This is a genomic window from Ruegeria sp. CDSC054 (assembly GCF_059610645.1).
Window position 1 is genome coordinate 88,822 of the sequence record NZ_JBXWOA010000007.1, and the last position, 16,151, is coordinate 104,972.

Here is a 16,151-nt window from a genome sequence, read left to right on the forward strand (position 1 = left end):
CCTCGTGTCTCGGTTGGGCAAGAAAATTACGTTCCCGGCCTCTAAAGCGCAATTTTCGGGACATGTCAATTCGCTGCGTCGCGGCATATTAGGTTCTTCAGATTGTAGGACGCAGCGTTTGGTGGCAGGGTGCACGCATGACTCAGACCGTGGAACTTCCGCTTTGGCTTTTTTTGCTGATCCTGGTGTTTGCCGTGGTCACTCTGGCATCACATTTTCTGTTCCCGTCGGTGCGGTGGTTTTTCAGGCGTCGACTCGAACGAGCGGTGAAAAGATTGAACACGCGCCTGAAGCGGCCGATCCAGCCGTTCAAGTTGGCACACCGTCACGATATGATTCAGCGCCTGATCTATGACCCGCAGGTTGGTCAGGCCGTTCAGGATCACGCACGCGAAACGGGTGTCCCCGATGCTGTGGCGTTCGAGCAAGCGCAGCGATACGCGCGTGAGATCGTTCCCTCGTTTTCAGCCGTTGCCTATTTCAGCATTGCGATCCGTCTGGCTCGTTTGCTGAGCAATGCGTTTTATCACGTGCAGCTTAGCTATCAGGACGAAGACGCTGTCGAAAACATCGACCCCGACGCCACGGTGGTTTTCGTCATGAATCATCGCAGCAATATGGACTATGTGCTGGTTACCTACCTCGCAGCGCAACATTCGGCCCTTTCTTATGCGGTGGGTGAATGGGCCCGTGTCTGGCCCCTTAGCCGTCTGATCCGTGCGATGGGGGCTTATTTTATCCGGCGAAAGTCCGGCAATGATCTCTATCGTCAGGTGTTGTCCTGTTATGTGCGCCACGCGACCGCGGCAGGAGTGACGCAGGCCATGTTCCCCGAAGGTGGGCTAAGTCTGACTGGTGCCCTGGGTCGTCCAAAGCTGGGTTTGCTCAAATATATTATTGACGGGACCTCGGAAGAGGGCCGCGATGTTGTATTCGTCCCCGTGGCGCTGAACTATGATCGTGTGCTCGAAGATACTGTTCTGACGCGTGCCGCATTAGGCAATGAACGACGGTTTCGCGCGCGGATCGGCGTAATCACCAGATGGATCCTCAAACAACTCTGGCGGCGCGGGATCGGGCGCTACAAACGATTTGGCCTAGCCTCGGTCCGATATGGTCAGCCCGTTTCCTTGCGGGCGTTTCGGGCAGATCATCAGCGCGAACTGATGACCGATTTGGCGCGTGACCTGATGACGCGACTCCGCGCTGCTATCCCGCTGGTTCCCGTTCCTGCCGCCTGTTGGCTCATGAAAAAGCATAAAGAGATGTCGGAGGCCGATGCCGTTCAGGTGATTGTCGAGCTCATGCGTCGCAATGGAATGACGGACCAAGAGAACCAGACGTCGGTTGAAGCCGCGATTGATCAGTTGGTCGAACGGCGAATTCTCAGGCGCAGTGACGGGAAAATATGCCTGTCCGGTCAAAGGGTTGATCTTCTGGAGTATTATGCAGCCTCGGTTCCGATGGGACCAGACGAGGGAAATGCTGCAGATGCGAAGGAAATTTCTGCATCCGCTGGGTCATAAAGTTACAAAACAGCACCGATTTCGGTTGCATTATTTCCTAAAGGCCAATATTCCATCGGTTAATGCACGCGATTCTGCATCGCGGCAAAGGTTTAGAACTGAAGGAGGCCAACATGGCTCTGGACACCGACAGCGGCATCGCGTCGTACGAGGCACCGGAAAAAGACCTCTATGAGATGGGTGAAATCCCTCCGATGGGTTTTGTGCCCAAGAAAATGTATGCATGGGCGATCCGCAAGGAGCGCCACGGCGACCCGGACACCGCGATGATTCAAGAAGTCGTGGACGTCCCCGAGCTGGACAGTCACGAAGTGCTGGTTCTGGTCATGGCAGCCGGCGTCAACTACAACGGCGTATGGGCGTCGCTGGGTAAGCCGATTTCGCCGTTCGATGGCCACAAGGCCCCTTACCACATTGCCGGTTCTGATGCGTCGGGCATCGTTTGGGCCGTTGGTTCAAAAGTGACCCGCTGGAAAGTTGGTGACGAGGTCGTCATCCACTGCAACCAGGATGATGGCGATGACGAGCATTGTAACGGCGGTGATCCGATGTATTCGGACAGCCAGCGGATTTGGGGCTATGAAACCCCCGATGGTTCGTTCGCGCAGTTCACTAATGTTCAGGCCCAGCAACTGATGCCGCGGCCCAAGCACCTGACTTGGGAAGAAAGCGCTTGCTACACGCTGACGCTGGCGACTGCCTACCGGATGCTGTTCGGTCATGAGCCACACGACCTAAAGCCGGGCCAGAACGTTCTGGTTTGGGGAGCGTCGGGTGGTCTGGGTTCCTATGCGATCCAGCTGATCAACACCGCAGGTGCAAACGCGATTGGTGTGATCTCAGACGAAAGCAAGCGTGACTTTGTCATGGGTCTGGGTGCCAAGGGCGTTCTGAACCGCAAAGACTTCAACTGCTGGGGTCAGCTGCCCACAGTGAACACACCAGAATATGCCGAGTGGTTCAAAGAAGCCCGCAAATTCGGCAAGGCCATTTGGGACATCACCGGTAAAGGCAACAACGTCGACATGGTGTTCGAGCACCCCGGCGAAAGCACCTTCCCGGTTTCGACCTTTGTTGTGAAGAAGGGCGGCATGGTTGTGATCTGCGCTGGTACAACCGGCTACAACCTGACCTTCGATGTGCGTTACATGTGGATGCACCAGAAGCGTCTGCAGGGCTCGCACTTTGCCCACCTCAAGCAGGCAGCGGCTGCAAACCAGCTGATGGTTGAACGTCGCCTGGATCCCTGCATGTCCGAAGTGTTCACCTGGAATGATCTGCCCGAGGCGCACATGAAGATGCTGCGGAACGAGCATAAGCCGGGCAACATGTCGGTGTTGGTTCAGGCTCCACAGACCGGGATGCGCACCTTGGAAGAGGTTCTGGCCGCACGCGACTAACTTCGTCTCAGACAAAATCCAAAACACCCGCGAATCGGTTTTCTGGCTCGCGGGTGTTTCTTTTTGGGCGGTGGTCTTAGCCTTTTTAAAGGCTTAAGCGAGAATACCCCGCTGTTTTTGGGGAGTAGAAATCAGTGAATAGGCCAAAAAAACTTCCTCATGCTATGGTTGTGTTAACCCTTCGTTAACCGTTTCGGAGAGACGCTGATGGCGCAAAATGAGTGGATACTGGACGTACTGTCGGACCTCAGCGCCTTTGCTGTTGAAAACGGTTTGACCGCGCTTGCCGAGCAGTTGGATGACACCAAGCTGATCGCCGCAGCCGAAATCTCGTCCAGAAAGAATGAGGTTCGGGCACCAGCGGATGGCAACAAAACTCGATATGAGCCAGGTTCTGGAGGACTTGGAAAACACCAGCTCGCTTGACGAATTAAGCGAAGTCGCCATTCGCCTGCGGGACAGGCTGCAGATTGAAAACCTGATTTACCATTGGGTCGACGGGGCCGGTGATCAATACGGCTATACCACCTATCCCGACGTTTGGGCCGAACGGTACCGCGAGCGTAACTATCACAGAATTGATCCGGTCATACTGGGCTGTTTCCAACGGTTTCATCCGGTGGACTGGAAGACGCTGGATTGGTCGGGCAAGGTTGCCAAGACGTTTTTGAAGGATGCATTAGAGCACGGCGTTGGCAATCAAGGTTATTCCATTCCGATCCGCGGCCCGAATGGCCAATTCGCTTTGTTTACCGTCAATCATACCTGTGACGATGACACCTGGCAGAAGTTCATCAAAACGCATGGGCGCGAACTGATCCTGATTGCGCATTACTTCAACCGAAAGGCGCTGGAGTTTGAAAGTGACCGTCAGCCCGATTCTGCACGTGGATTGTCGCCGCGTGAAGTGGACGCCATGACCTTGCTCGCCCTGGGTTATAGCAGGGCACAGGTCGCTCATTCCTTGTCGATCTCGGAACACACGCTGAGGGTTTATATCGAAAGCGCCCGCGCCAAGCTGGGTGCGCAAAACACAACTCATGCTATCGCAACGGCCCTGAGCCGAGGGTTAATAGTCGTTTAAAGCGCGCCCGCACTAAAAACCGGAAATTAACCACGACTTTGTACCCCCTTCGTTCTTGCACAGGACGACAAGGGGAAAAGAGTCATGTTGCGCTATGTCTATGCTGACGAATTGCACAAATATCCAAAACTGGCTGAGGGGATGTTTCGGGACCGCGCCGATCAATTCAAAACCCGGCTGGGCTGGGATGTTCATGTCAACGACAAGGGGGAAGAGCGAGATCAGTACGATGATCTGAACCCGATCTATGTCATTTGGGAAGAACCGGATGGCAGCCACGGCGGCTCCATGCGCGTGATGCCGACCACCGGTCCGGTTATGGTGAACGAGGTGTTTGGACACCTGACGGGCGGCAAACCAATCAACAGCCCCTTGATCTGGGAAGTGACGCGCTTTTGCCTGTCGCGCACGGCAAGCCCGCAGACGGCCGGGGCCATCATGCTTAGCGGCGGCGAGATGATGGAGGGGTTTGGTCTAACCCACATTGCGGGTGTTTTCGATGCGCGTATGATTCGCATCTATCGCCTGATCGGATCATCTCCGATCGTGCTGGGCACCGAAGGTAAAGGGCGTGATCAAATCTCGGTCGGGATGTGGCCGTATTCGGCGGACGACTGCAACCGCGTAGCCAAGCGCGCGGGCATCCCGCGTGAATTGTCGCGGCTGTGGTTCAAGACGGCTTTCGGCGTTGGCAGACAGCACCCGTTTGCATTGTCAGCCTGACAGGGTGAAAACCGAATTCCACATCTGGTGATAGCTGGCGCGGGCTTGTAGGGTCGCGCCATGTCTTTGCCCTCTGTGACTTACTCTGACGACCAGGCCGCCGCGTATGACAGCATCTCTGAGATGCTGAAATCGGCAGGTGTTGACCTTGACGATGACGCGCTGCTGAAGCTTCCGGGATCGAGTAAATCCGGTGTGATGGCTGTGATTGGAAAGGCAGGGTCCGGAAAAACCCTGCTGCTGGCCGAGCTTTATAAGGCCATCGCGGACACCGGCGTGCAGATTGTGTCAGGCGATTTCGAAAGCCGCAAAGCTCGTGAAAAACGCAGTCTGGCGATCTTGGCCCCGACGAACAAAGCGGCCAGCGTATTGCGTCTGCGCGGGGTGCCAGCCACCACGATCCACCGCATCCTTTATACACCCGTCTACGATCCGGAATACGAGCGCATCGCCGAATGGCTGGCAGGCAATGACGAGCGTCCCGAAATCGAAGGCCTGACCGACGAGGCGCTGGATCGCGCAGCGGCGTTTTACCAGAACAACAAGTCCATTCCGGGCGCTCTGGCCGCGGCAGGGTTGCGGGGCTCCGATTTTATCACCGGCTGGAAGCGCCGGGACGAGCCGTTGGACATCGGGTTTGTGGACGAAGCCTCGATGCTGGATGACCGGCAATTCGAAGACTTGCAAGAAATCTTCCCAACACTTCTGCTGTTTGGTGACCCGGCACAGTTGGCGCCGGTCAATCAGTCGGGCAGCATGGTGTTCGAAGCGTTACCCGAACCGCGCAAACAGATCCTTCACCGGGTTCACCGACAGGATGCGGATAACCCGATATTGGACCTTGCCCATGCGCTGTCTGACCCGCAGATGGGGTTCGAAGATTTTGAGCGCATGGTCGAACAGACCGCCCGTCAGGACGACCGTGTGGTCTGGGGGCAGCGGGTCGAGGTTGATCTGATGGCCCGCAGTCCCGTTCTGGTCTGGCGCAATGCAACCCGTATTCGGTTGATTCAGGCTTTTCGGAATGTTCACGGCGCGCCGGATACCGAATTGTTGGAAGGCGAACCGCTTATCTGCGACGGTATCGAATTACCTTTGAAACATCGCAAGAAACGGCTGGATCTTGAGGCGCGCGGCCTGATCAAGGGCGCTCAGGTCATTTATCTGGGTCCTGGCCGCAAACCGGGGTTTTCCAGGTTGCACGTGATGGGGGCAGTAGACCCTCAGGTCAGCGCCGCATCCATCGTCAAGATTGAAAAACCGGACGAGGAAGAGCCGTTCATTCCCTTTGCCGCGCGCATGGGCGCCACCTTTTTGCACGGTGCAGCAGTCACCATTCACAAGGCGCAAGGGTCGCAGTGGGACACTGTTCAGGTTTTCGCTCCGGATATTTATGCCGCTGCCCGTATGGGCCGCACCGAGGCTGGACAACCACTGTGGAAACGTTTGGCCTATGTCGCCATCACGCGCGCGCAGGAAAGGCTGATCTGGGTCGTACGCAACCGGCTTGCCAAGCCGACTTATCCGCTGCGTGTGGACGACCTGCGCGCTGTCCCGGCGGCCTCACTGACCTTGGAGGCAGAAGAGACATGACATCCATTATTGTGACCGGCGCAAGTTCTGGCATAGGGCGCGCTACTGCTGAATTGTTTCTGGCCCAAGGATGGACGGTTGGTCTATTGGCGCGCAGTGCTGACAAGCTGAATGAAATCGCTGAAGAGCACGCAAACGCAATTCCATTGGTCGCGGATGTCACCGATGCACAAGCGGTTGAGGCCGCCTTTGGAGACTTTCAGGGTAAGGCGGGCCATTTGGATGTTCTGTTCAACAACGCGGGAGTATTCGCGCCGGGGGGAACGATTGACGAGATCGCGTTGGACGATTGGTACCAAAGCGTCGCCGTCAACCTGAACGGCATGTTCCTGTGTGCTCGCGAGGCTTTTCGGATCATGCGCCACCAATCGCCGCAAGGCGGGCGCATCATCAATAACGGCTCAATTGCCGCCCATGTGCCGCGCCCCAACTCGGTGCATTACTCGGCGACGAAACACGCCATTACGGGCCTGACCCGCAGCCTGTCTTTGGACGGGCGGGGCTTCAATATCGCTTGTGGGCAGATCGATATCGGCAATGCGCGAACACAGATGGTGCAGGGCCTGGTCGAGGCGGCCATTGCCGACGGGCAGCAGCCCGACCCAACAATGGCCGTCGAAGATGCAGCGCGGTCCGTCTTGCACATGGCAAACCTGCCGCTTGAGGCAAACGTTCAGTTCATGACCGTGATGGCCACGACAATGCCCTATATCGGACGCGGGTAACGATCAGTTACTCGCGCAATAGGCGGAACGCGGTTGACGCACCCCAACCCGCCGCAATGGCAATGACCAAAGACATCAGGCCGTACCAGACCGGTTGCTGGCGGGACATGTTGTACAAGAACCGCTCCAACCCTACTTTGCGCACGTCGATGGTGGTCTCAAATTGTGAAACGACCTCGCCGCCGCGGGTTAGGAAGATGCGCGCCACATAGTCGCCTTCGGTCAGATCCGCAGGCATGTCGATTGAGGTACGGAACAGGGTTTGTTCATCAACGGCCACGGTGTCTTCGCGAATGGAATACAGACCTTCGTTTTCTCGGATACGAATAACAGCGTCCGCGAATTCCTGCGCGCCGCGGATGTTCATCGCAGCGCCAACAGACCGGATGGCACGTTCGATTGACACGCTGTACCGCAGGTCTTCGGTATCTGACAGAATCTCATTCAAGGGCGCGCTGGTCGCAACCGCATAGAAGCTGGGGGCTTCGTCTACGAGGACACTGTCGGTATTGACCCAGATTCCAAGCTTGCGCTCTTTTCGCCGAACGGTGACAGGACTGGATGGACCGGACACTGCGACAATCACTTCAAGTGGTGGTCCCGGCGGAATGGGAGCTTGGCGTTTGACCGCGCCAAAGACCAGGATCTCAGATCCGTCAAAATTGGCGGTGATGGCCACGCGATCCTGGCTGAGGCCCAGAACGACCTCTTCCTCAACGGCCAGAGCGGGGCTGGCGCAAAGGGCCAGCGCAACAAGCAAGCGTTTCAGCATGATTAGTGCCCTCCGCCGGTGCCAAGCGAGAACAGCTCGGATGGTTCAATCAGCAGATCCAAAGCCAGCTTTCCGCAAACCGCAAGAACTAGCGCTGCGAGCAAAACGCGCAACTGCTCGGCAGGCATGCGCGCGCCGATCACCGTTCCGATCTGTGCACCGATGACGCCGCCAACCAGAAGCAATACGGCAAGAACGACATCAACTGTAAAGTTGGTAGTGGCATGCAGCATGGTCGTAAAGGCGGTGACAAAGATGATCTGGAACAGGGATGTTCCGACCACGACCTTGGTGGGCATTCCCAACAGATAGATCATCGCAGGCACCATGATGAACCCGCCACCAACGCCCATAATGGCCGACAGAACGCCAACGAACAGGCCAACCAGCGCAGGCGGAATGACCGAGATATACAGGCCCGAAGTCCGGAACCGCATTTTGAACGGCATCGCATGCACCCAGCCGCGTTGGCGACGCTTGGGGGGTGCGGACACGCCTTTCTTGGATTTACGGAGCGCATTCAGGCTTTCGATGAACATCAAGCCGCCTACGACGCCAAGGAACACGACGTAGCACAACGTCACAAGCAGATCGACCTGCCCGAGGCTTTTGAGGTAGTTGAATATCACCACCCCAAGTGCGGCACCCGTTAAGCCGCCCATCAATAGGACGGTCCCCATTCTCAGGTCGACGGTTTTTCGTCGGAAATGCGCCAGAACCCCAGAGAAGGAAGAGGCAACAATCTGGTTGGCTTCAGTTGCAACCGCAACGGCCGGCGGAATGCCGATAAAGAACAGCAGGGGCGTCATCAGGAAGCCGCCGCCGACACCGAACATGCCCGAAAGAATGCCGACCATCCCCCCAAGCCCCAATAGAAGGAAGGCGTTTACAGAAACTTCGGCGATAGGAAGGTAAATTTGCATATCGAGCTACTGGATGAGGGTGGGCGGGTCACAGAGGGTGACCGCGGTCGCCTCAAGGCAAAGTGGTATAGGTTTAATGCAGCGCGCGGCGGCAATGCCCCGTGACCACATGGCGAATGTCGGTTCGCTGGGCGTCATGCCAGCTGCCTGATAAGGCTGGTGATCTGATTATCCCCAGTGTTGAGGTTTACAAGCGTTCCCAAATTCACGATCCGGACCGCTTCCGAGTCGCGGGGTATGTTTGGAGACACTTGCATACCCCTTTAGAACGGTTGCGGCATGCAAAATCAACTCTGCATGCCGCTCTGCAGCGAACAGGACTGAACTGAGTCCGAAACTGGACTTATCAGCGCTCTTTCACGTAAGGCTCACCACCGGCGCGGGGCGGGACCGCCTTGCCGACAAAGCCAGCCAGAATGACCACGGTGAGGACGTAGGGCAGGGCGTCCATCGCCTGCACAGGGATGACCACGCCGCCCAGATCGATGTTCTGGAAACGCAGTGCGATGGCTTGCAGCAATCCGAACAAAAGGCATGCTCCCATGGCATGCCAGGGCCGCCATTTTGCAAAGATCAGGGCCGCCAGTGCGATAAACCCACGGCCCGCGGTCATGTCCTTGACGAAGCCGGCCTGCAGCGCAGTGGCCAGATAAGCCCCGGCAATGCCGCACAGCACACCACAAATGGCGACAGCAGCGTAGCGCAAGCCAACGACCGAGACACCAGCTGTGTCCACGGCAGCCGGGTTTTCACCCACGGCGCGCAGGCGCAACCCGAACCGGGTGCGGTACAGAACCCACCAGGTTGCCGGCACCATCAGGAACGCGACATAGACCAGGATCGAATGGCCCGAGAGTAGCTCGGAATAGATCGGTCCGATGATCGGCACTCCGCTCAGCGACTCGGCAAAGGGGAAGTTGATCGGTGTGAAACGACCGCCACCAAACAGTGAGGGCGTGCGTCCGCCCTGTTCGAACCAGCTTTGCGCGACAAGGACCGTCATACCTGCCGCAAGAAAGTTGATTGCGACCCCGGATATCAACTGGTTGCCCCGGAAGGTGATCGAGGCCAAACCGTGAAGTCCGGAAAGAACAAGAGAAGAGGCGATCCCCGCCAGCAGGCCCAACCAGACTGATCCGGTCACGGCCGCGACGGCTGCCGAGAAGAAGGCGGCCATCAGCATCTTGCCTTCCAGACCGATGTCGAAAATGCCTGCACGTTCGGAATAGAGCCCAGCCAGACAAGCCAGCAATAGCGGTGTGGCCAGACGGATGGTCGAATCCAGGACCTGGATGAAGGTAATGAAGAACTCCATCACTGCGCTCCCTTCCGCAGGCTCAGGAACAGCTTTTCAAGCGGCATCCGGACCATGTTGTCCAATGCTCCGGTGAACAGGATCACCAGGGCCTGAATGACTACGATCAGTTCGCGCGGGATCGACGTCCAGAAAGCCAATTCTGCGCCGCCCTGATAGAGAAACCCGAACAGGATCGCCGCTAGGAATACACCAAACGGGTGCGACCGGCCCATCAGCGCCACGGCGATGCCGATGAAACCCGCGCCTTCGGTCGCGTTCAAGACCAAGCGCTCTGCCTCGCCCATCACGTTGTTGATCGCCATCAGCCCCGCCAGCGCGCCTGATATCAGCATCGCTATGATCGTGATCCGCACAGGTGAAATGCCTGCGTAGACGGCGCCGGTTTCGGTTTTGCCGTAAGATCGGATTTCATAGCCCAACCTTGTCCGCCAGATCAGTGCCCAGACGACAAAACAGGCCAAAACCGCAATGAAGAACGTGATATTAACAGGGGTCCCTTTAAACACCACGTTTTCGGCGGTTGAGAACATCGACTGAAATGTGGGCAGGTGAACGGCCTCGGGGAAACGCGCAGACGAGGGGTCTTGCGCGCCCGGTGGTCGCATAAGATTGACCAACACGTAGTTCAGGAATGCCGCCGCAATAAAGTTAAACATGATCGTTGTGATCACGATGTGACTGCCGCGCTTGGCTTGTAGATAGGCCGGAATGGCGGCCCATGCGGCGCCAAACAGCATCGAACCTGCGCAAGCCGCCAACAGCGCAATGCTCCAATGCGGCCACGGGATGTAAAGGCATACCATGGCAACGCCCAGCCCGCCCAGCATAGCCTGACCTTCGCCCCCGATGTTGAACAGTCGGGCGTGGAAGGCGACAGCCACGGCCAACCCGGTGAACATAAAGTTGGTGGCATAATACAGCGTATACCCCCAACCGTAGGTCGACCCGAGCGCACCGGTCACCATCAGTTTCACCGCTTCGATCGGGTTTTCACCGATGGCCAGAATGACCAAAGCGGACAAGATTGCGGCCAATATCAGACTGATCAGCGGGATCAGCACCACATCGGCCCATTTGGGCATCTTTTCCATGTTACGCGGCCTCTCCCGCAACGCCGGCCATCAACAGGCCAAGTTCTTTTTCATCTGTTTCATGGGGCAGTCTTTCGCCCATGACATGTCCGTCAAACATCACAGCGATGCGGTCCGATAGCGAGAAGATTTCTTCCAACTCGACCGAGACCAGCAGGATTGCTTTACCCTGATCGCGCAGCGCGACGATCTGCTTGTGAATGAACTCGATCGCGCCGATGTCGACGCCGCGGGTTGGTTGTCCGACCAATAGAAGATCCGGGTTCCGTTCAATTTCGCGTGCGACAACAATCTTTTGTTGGTTCCCGCCCGAGAAACTTTTGGCCGGAAGCCACGCGTCAGGTGGCCGGACGTCGAATTTTTCGATCTTGCGCTCGGTATCGGCGCGCAGGGCGGCGTTGTTCATGAATATCCCGCTCTGATAGGCAGGATCACGGTGATAGCCAAAGGCCACGTTTTCCCAAGCGTGGAAGTCCATCACAAGACCTTCGCGCTGACGGTCTTCCGGAACATGCGCAATATGCTGGGCGCGACGGGCCTGACCGTCCGATCCCGGGCCGCTAAGCGCCAGCGGGGCACCGTTCAGTTTGATCGACCCCTGACCCGGACGCATGCCGCCCAGAACTTCCAGAAGTTCCGATTGGCCATTTCCGGCCACGCCAGCGATACCGACGATTTCACCGGCCCGAACGGTCAGGTCGATACCCTTGACCCGTTCGACCCCGGCCGAATCGAAAACGCTGAGCTTTTCAATTTCCAAAACGGGCTTACCGGGTTGCGCAGGTACTTTGTCGACCTGCAGCAGCACCTTGCGGCCCACCATCAGCTCGGCCAGTTCTTCGGGGCTGGTGTCGGCTGTTTTCACCGTTGCCGTCATCTGGCCGCGACGCATGACCGAAACCGTATCGGTGTTTTCCATGATTTCGCGCAGCTTGTGCGTGATTACGATGATTGTCTTCCCTTCGGCCCGCAGGCGGTCAAGGATGCGGAAAAGCTGGTCAGCCTCGGACGGGGTCAGGACCCCGGTGGGTTCGTCCAGAATCAGAATCTCGGCCTTGCGATACAGGGCTTTCAGGATCTCGACCCTTTGCTGCATTCCGACGCCAATCTCGTCGATGCGCTTGTCGGGATCGACGAACAGCTCGTATTCCTCTTCCAGCGCTTTCAATTCTTTGCGCGCTTTGGACAAGGACGGGGCCAGCAGCCCGCCGTCCTCGGCACCGAGAACGATGTTTTCCAGAACGGTGAAATTCTCAACCAGTTTGAAATGCTGGAAAACCATCCCGATCCCGGCAGCAATGGCCGCTTGGCTGTCAGGGATGTCGGTCTTGTTGCCGTTAATCCAGATTTCACCTTTATCGGCTTTGTAAAAGCCGTAGAGGATGCTCATCAGCGTGGATTTGCCCGCACCGTTTTCACCGATGATCCCATGGATCGTACCGGGGGCGACGCTGATAGAAATGTCTTTATTGGCCTGAACCGGCCCAAAGGCTTTGGATATCCCTTTGAGCTCAATGGCGGGGACGGTCATGTCTTGTCCTCAATTGCCGAAAGGGCCGCGGTGTCATACGCGGCAGAGTCGGGGGCAAGGCGGAGGTTGTACCCCCGCCTTGCGCGATATCAGAACTGCAGTGCCGGGCAGCTGTCGTTCTCATAATAGCTGACAACAGAGACGTTACCGTCGATGATGTCCTGACGCGCTTTGTCGACTGCGCCTTTCATCTCGTCCGAGACCAGAGGTGCGTTGTTGTCATCCATGGCTACGCCAACACCTTCTTCGGCCAGACCCATCTGGAACACGCCGGTTTCCAGGCCTTCGCCCGCTGACATCGCATCATAAACGGCAACATCAACGCGTTTCAGCATCGAGGTGAGAACCTTACCCGGGTGCAGGTGGTTCTGGTTGCTGTCCACGCCGATCGACAGGATGCCTTCGTCTGCCGCGGTCTGCAGTACGCCAACACCGGTGCCACCAGCGGCTGCATAGATCACGTCAGCGCCCTGGCTGATTTGTGCTTTGGTCAATTCCGAACCCTTCACCGGGTCGTTCCATGCTGCCGGGGTGGTACCGGTCATGTTGGCAACAACATTGATGTCAGGGTTTACAGCCTTGGCACCCTGCGCATAACCGCAGCCAAAGTGTCGGATCAGCGGGATATCCATGCCACCGATAAAGCCAACGGTGCCGGATTCCGATGCCATCGCGGCCATCATGCCGACCAGATATGATCCTTCATGCTCGGCAAAACCGATTTGACGGATGTTGGGGATGTCCAACCAGTTGACGTCAACTGCAACAAATTTGGTGTCCGGGTAGTCAGCAGCCACGGCGGACAGCGGATCTGCCATACCAAATCCCATCGTGATGATTGGGTTTGAGCCGGATTCAGCGAAACGGCGCAGAGCTTGCTCGCGCTGTGCTTCGGACTGGATTTCGATCTCGTTGTAGGTGCCGCCTGTTTCTTCGGCCCAACGCGACGCGCCATTGTGGGCGGCTTCGTTAAACGATTTGTCGAACTTGCCGCCGAGATCAAAGATCAGGGCAGGATCTGCCAGCGCAGCGCCAGCCGTAAGTGCGACTGCGGCGGTGGCACCCATCAAGGATTTCATCAGGGTCATTTTATACTCCCGTTTGTTATTATCGGTCGGGGCGAAGATAGCCCCGTTCACCCACTGTTAGCGAGCATAACTGTTGTGATGGCGGGAATTAAGGACGTTTGCAACCGCCGTGGTCAACAGATTTTTGACCATTTGGTCGAAAAAATATGTCTTAAGCGGTCAATCCAGCGCGGATTCCATCACGATAGCATCGATTTTCTGATTGTTTTCGCGCAGGTAATACCCCTTGCGCAAACCACAGGCGCGATAACCGCTGTGTTCATACAGCGCGATGGCGGGCAGGTTATCCGCAGCGACGTCCAGGAAAGCGCGCGTCGCGCCCAAAGCCTTTGCTTTGGAATGCCACTCTTGCATGCACGCTCGGGCCAGGCCCTGCCGCTGAACGTCTGGATGCGTGGCGATTGTCAGCAATTCAGCCTCATCGCCGATCACCTGGAACAGCGAAAAAGATTGAGTATTTCCAACGATATGTATGAACCGATTGTTCAGAAGATCCGCAAATTCGACCGCAGCCCACGACCGTGACTGGGTAAATGCCGCCGCGTGTGTTTTGGCAAGTTCCTCGGGGCTCATCAGTCCAGCAAAACCGGGGGTGTGTCTTTGGAAGGGGCCGCATCCGCAGGCCGAACATAGAGTGGCGCTGGCTGCGCAGTTTCGGTTTGCCACCTTTGCCCGGCGACCCGGGCAATAGCACGAACCTGTGCATCGGCGTCGTCATTCAGGATCAGAGGGCCAAGTGATTCTGCCTCAGTTTGAGGCATTAGCATCGGACCTTGGTCCGGGAACGCCACGTAAACCTGATCACGCGGGGCGCGGATCGCAGGCAGGGCGTCCGTAGGCATTTCGGCCAAAGCGTCGAACCCGGACACGCCTACCGCTGGAACGCCAAGCCCTAGGGCTAGGCCGCGCGCCGCAGAAACCGAGATTCGGATGCCGGTAAAGTTTCCGGGTCCAACGCCGACACCGATCGCGGACAGGTCTTTCCACCCATATCCGGCATCGGCCAGAACTTCTTCCAGCAACGGCATCAGACGTTCGGCTTGACCGCGCGACATGGCTTCGATGCGCGAAGTCACGATCCGGTTGCCGCACAACAAAGCGGCCGCGCAATGCGCGGCCGATGTATCAAACGCCAAAATAATGGGGTCAGACGGCAACAGGACGAACCTCGGTCACTTCGGGGATGTAGTGGCGCAGCAGGTTTTCGATACCCATCTTCAACGTCAGGGTCGAAGACGGGCAGCCCGCGCAAGCACCCTGCATGTGCAGGTAGACAACGCCCCGGTCAAACCCGTGGAACGTGATGTCGCCGCCATCCTGAGCAACTGCCGGACGGACGCGGCTATCAAGCAAGTCTTTGATTTGATTAACTACTTCTGCATCCTCGCCGGTGTGCTCTGCATGGCCCGATGCGGCTGTTTCACCAGCGCCGATGACCGGTTGGCCGGATTGATAATGCTCCATCACCGCACCCAGAATCGCAGGCTTGATGTGATCCCATTGGACATCATCGGACTTGGTGACGGTCACGAAGTCATTGCCGAGGAATACACCCGTTACTCCGCTAACCGCAAAAATCCGTTTTGCCAAAGGTGATTTTTCACCGGCTTCAGCCGATGGGAAATCCGCAGTGCCCGCTTCCAGCACGGTTTGGCCGGGCAGAAATTTCAAGGTTGCAGGGTTCGGCGTGGATTCGGTCTGGATGAACATGTCACGGCTCCGTTTCAGTTGCTTCTGATATGCGGGTCCGGGCCGGATAAGTCAAGATTTGGAACGATTCTAAATGTTGGCCGCCAACCGGATCGCATCATCCAACCGATCATCTCCCCAGTATAGTTCGTCGCCGACCAGAAAACTCGGCGCACCGAACAGTCCTTTGGCCTGTGCGGTTTTGGTCTGCTCGATCAGAACTGACTTGATCTCGGGGTCTCGGGTTCTGTCCAAAAGGTCGTCAGGCAAACCGGCGGATTTCAGGCAATCAACCAGAACTGCATCTTCCGACACATTCTGACCTTGTGCGAATTCGGCTTTATAGACCGCCCGAACAAATCGCGCCCTGTCGGTCTGATTTTCAATAGCCAGCGTGAGGCGCGCAGCCTTCAGGCCGTTTTGCGGAAACGGGTCCGGCTGCCGGAAGGGCAGGCCGCGCTGCGCCGTCAAACGCTCCATATCGCGCCACATATAGCGCCCTTTGGCCGGGTAAATGTTAAACGGAGAATTGTTCCAGCCCTGCGCCGCGAAAATGGGCCCCAGAAGAAAGGGATGCCATTCTACGGCGACGTTATGCTGTGCCGCAGCCTGTTCGATTCGCATGGCGCTGAGGTAGGAATAGGTCGATGCGAATTCGAACCAGAACTGGATGCGGCATTGCATTGGG

General features: G+C 57.1%; 17 protein-coding genes. 7 read left to right on the top strand and 10 right to left on the bottom strand.

The window, feature by feature from the left end:
• Window positions 1–137 precede the first annotated feature (137 nt).
• From AC2FGC_RS14755 to AC2FGC_RS14785, 7 genes are all read left to right on the top strand, one after another.
• Window positions 138–1,526 (top strand): 1-acyl-sn-glycerol-3-phosphate acyltransferase, encoded by a 1,389-nt coding sequence (locus AC2FGC_RS14755; protein ID WP_496725842.1) that lies wholly within the window; start codon window positions 138–140, stop codon window positions 1,524–1,526.
• Window positions 1,527–1,639: 113 nt separating this feature from the next.
• Window positions 1,640–2,926: a crotonyl-CoA carboxylase/reductase gene (gene ccrA, locus AC2FGC_RS14760; protein ID WP_496725843.1), complete on the top strand. Its 1,287-nt coding sequence runs from the start codon at window positions 1,640–1,642 to the stop codon at window positions 2,924–2,926.
• Window positions 2,927–3,133: 207 nt separating this feature from the next.
• A complete protein-coding gene (locus AC2FGC_RS14765; protein ID WP_058278773.1) occupies window positions 3,134–3,352 on the top strand; it encodes a hypothetical protein in 219 nt (72 codons plus the stop codon).
• Window positions 3,291–4,010, top strand: coding sequence for a helix-turn-helix transcriptional regulator (locus tag AC2FGC_RS14770; RefSeq protein WP_496725845.1), 720 nt, complete (start codon window positions 3,291–3,293; stop codon window positions 4,008–4,010). The genes AC2FGC_RS14765 and AC2FGC_RS14770 overlap by 62 nt, the downstream gene beginning before the upstream one ends.
• An 84-nt stretch (window positions 4,011–4,094) precedes the next feature.
• A complete protein-coding gene (locus tag AC2FGC_RS14775) occupies window positions 4,095–4,733 on the top strand; it encodes an acyl-homoserine-lactone synthase (RefSeq protein ID WP_496767500.1) in 639 nt (212 codons plus the stop codon).
• Between the two features lie 60 nt (window positions 4,734–4,793).
• Window positions 4,794–6,326, top strand: coding sequence for an ATP-dependent DNA helicase (locus AC2FGC_RS14780; protein WP_496767498.1), 1,533 nt, complete (start codon window positions 4,794–4,796; stop codon window positions 6,324–6,326).
• Window positions 6,323–7,051, top strand: a complete 729-nt coding sequence (locus AC2FGC_RS14785; protein ID WP_496782703.1) for an SDR family oxidoreductase — start codon at window positions 6,323–6,325, stop codon at window positions 7,049–7,051. The genes AC2FGC_RS14780 and AC2FGC_RS14785 overlap by 4 nt, the downstream gene beginning before the upstream one ends.
• 7 nt (window positions 7,052–7,058) lie before the next feature.
• Here the strand turns inward: AC2FGC_RS14785 and AC2FGC_RS14790 are convergent, their stop codons facing one another.
• The 10 genes from AC2FGC_RS14790 to AC2FGC_RS14835 form a co-directional block, all read right to left on the bottom strand.
• Window positions 7,059–7,823, bottom strand: coding sequence for a TIGR02186 family protein (locus tag AC2FGC_RS14790; RefSeq protein WP_496782705.1), 765 nt, complete (start codon window positions 7,821–7,823; stop codon window positions 7,059–7,061).
• A gap of 2 nt (window positions 7,824–7,825) precedes the next feature.
• On the bottom strand, window positions 7,826–8,746 hold the full coding sequence (locus tag AC2FGC_RS14795; protein WP_496782707.1) for a sulfite exporter TauE/SafE family protein: 921 nt from the start codon (window positions 8,744–8,746) through the stop codon (window positions 7,826–7,828).
• 346 nt (window positions 8,747–9,092) lie between these two features.
• The gene (locus AC2FGC_RS14800; protein WP_496782709.1) at window positions 9,093–10,061 is read right to left on the bottom strand and encodes an ABC transporter permease; all 969 of its coding nucleotides are present in this window, start codon (window positions 10,059–10,061) and stop codon (window positions 9,093–9,095) included.
• Window positions 10,061–11,155 carry an ABC transporter permease gene (locus tag AC2FGC_RS14805; RefSeq protein WP_108860780.1) on the bottom strand — a complete coding sequence of 365 codons (1,095 nt, stop codon included), beginning with the start codon at window positions 11,153–11,155 and terminating at the stop codon, window positions 10,061–10,063. Before AC2FGC_RS14805 ends, AC2FGC_RS14800 begins: the two co-directional genes overlap by 1 nt.
• Before the next feature lies 1 nt (window position 11,156).
• The gene (locus tag AC2FGC_RS14810) at window positions 11,157–12,686 is read right to left on the bottom strand and encodes an ABC transporter ATP-binding protein (RefSeq protein WP_496725850.1); all 1,530 of its coding nucleotides are present in this window, start codon (window positions 12,684–12,686) and stop codon (window positions 11,157–11,159) included.
• 89 nt (window positions 12,687–12,775) lie between these two features.
• Window positions 12,776–13,774 (bottom strand): BMP family lipoprotein, encoded by a 999-nt coding sequence (locus AC2FGC_RS14815; protein ID WP_282152454.1) that lies wholly within the window; start codon window positions 13,772–13,774, stop codon window positions 12,776–12,778.
• A gap of 159 nt (window positions 13,775–13,933) precedes the next feature.
• Window positions 13,934–14,347 carry a GNAT family N-acetyltransferase gene (locus tag AC2FGC_RS14820; protein WP_496725851.1) on the bottom strand — a complete coding sequence of 138 codons (414 nt, stop codon included), beginning with the start codon at window positions 14,345–14,347 and terminating at the stop codon, window positions 13,934–13,936.
• Window positions 14,347–14,931, bottom strand: coding sequence for a tRNA (adenosine(37)-N6)-threonylcarbamoyltransferase complex dimerization subunit type 1 TsaB (gene tsaB / locus AC2FGC_RS14825; protein ID WP_496725852.1), 585 nt, complete (start codon window positions 14,929–14,931; stop codon window positions 14,347–14,349). Before tsaB ends, AC2FGC_RS14820 begins: the two co-directional genes overlap by 1 nt.
• The gene (locus tag AC2FGC_RS14830; protein ID WP_058273506.1) at window positions 14,921–15,484 is read right to left on the bottom strand and encodes a NifU family protein; all 564 of its coding nucleotides are present in this window, start codon (window positions 15,482–15,484) and stop codon (window positions 14,921–14,923) included. The genes tsaB and AC2FGC_RS14830 overlap by 11 nt, the downstream gene beginning before the upstream one ends.
• A gap of 69 nt (window positions 15,485–15,553) precedes the next feature.
• Window positions 15,554–16,147 (bottom strand): 2-hydroxychromene-2-carboxylate isomerase, encoded by a 594-nt coding sequence (locus AC2FGC_RS14835; protein WP_496725853.1) that lies wholly within the window; start codon window positions 16,145–16,147, stop codon window positions 15,554–15,556.
• Window positions 16,148–16,151 lie beyond the last annotated feature (4 nt).

Bases quoted from the DNA above. Each gene is read 5' to 3' on its own strand.
- AC2FGC_RS14765 (WP_058278773.1), top strand. From the start codon at position 3,134: ATGGCGCAAAATGAGTGGATACTGGACGTACTGTCGGACCTCAGCGCC.
- AC2FGC_RS14785 (WP_496782703.1), top strand. From the start codon at position 6,323: ATGACATCCATTATTGTGACCGGCGCAAGTTCTGGCATAGGGCGCGCT.
- AC2FGC_RS14830 (WP_058273506.1), bottom strand. From the start codon at position 15,484: ATGTTCATCCAGACCGAATCCACGCCGAACCCTGCAACCTTGAAATTT.
- AC2FGC_RS14805 (WP_108860780.1), bottom strand. From the start codon at position 11,155: ATGGAAAAGATGCCCAAATGGGCCGATGTGGTGCTGATCCCGCTGATC.
- AC2FGC_RS14800 (WP_496782709.1), bottom strand. From the start codon at position 10,061: ATGGAGTTCTTCATTACCTTCATCCAGGTCCTGGATTCGACCATCCGT.
- AC2FGC_RS14820 (WP_496725851.1), bottom strand. From the start codon at position 14,347: ATGAGCCCCGAGGAACTTGCCAAAACACACGCGGCGGCATTTACCCAG.
- AC2FGC_RS14770 (WP_496725845.1), top strand. From the start codon at position 3,291: ATGGCAACAAAACTCGATATGAGCCAGGTTCTGGAGGACTTGGAAAAC.
- AC2FGC_RS14810 (WP_496725850.1), bottom strand. From the start codon at position 12,686: ATGACCGTCCCCGCCATTGAGCTCAAAGGGATATCCAAAGCCTTTGGG.
- AC2FGC_RS14835 (WP_496725853.1), bottom strand. From the start codon at position 16,147: ATGCAATGCCGCATCCAGTTCTGGTTCGAATTCGCATCGACCTATTCC.
- AC2FGC_RS14790 (WP_496782705.1), bottom strand. From the start codon at position 7,823: ATGCTGAAACGCTTGCTTGTTGCGCTGGCCCTTTGCGCCAGCCCCGCT.
- ccrA (WP_496725843.1), top strand. From the start codon at position 1,640: ATGGCTCTGGACACCGACAGCGGCATCGCGTCGTACGAGGCACCGGAA.
- AC2FGC_RS14795 (WP_496782707.1), bottom strand. From the start codon at position 8,746: ATGCAAATTTACCTTCCTATCGCCGAAGTTTCTGTAAACGCCTTCCTT.
- AC2FGC_RS14780 (WP_496767498.1), top strand. From the start codon at position 4,794: ATGTCTTTGCCCTCTGTGACTTACTCTGACGACCAGGCCGCCGCGTAT.
- AC2FGC_RS14775 (WP_496767500.1), top strand. From the start codon at position 4,095: ATGTTGCGCTATGTCTATGCTGACGAATTGCACAAATATCCAAAACTG.
- AC2FGC_RS14815 (WP_282152454.1), bottom strand. From the start codon at position 13,774: ATGACCCTGATGAAATCCTTGATGGGTGCCACCGCCGCAGTCGCACTT.
- AC2FGC_RS14755 (WP_496725842.1), top strand. From the start codon at position 138: ATGACTCAGACCGTGGAACTTCCGCTTTGGCTTTTTTTGCTGATCCTG.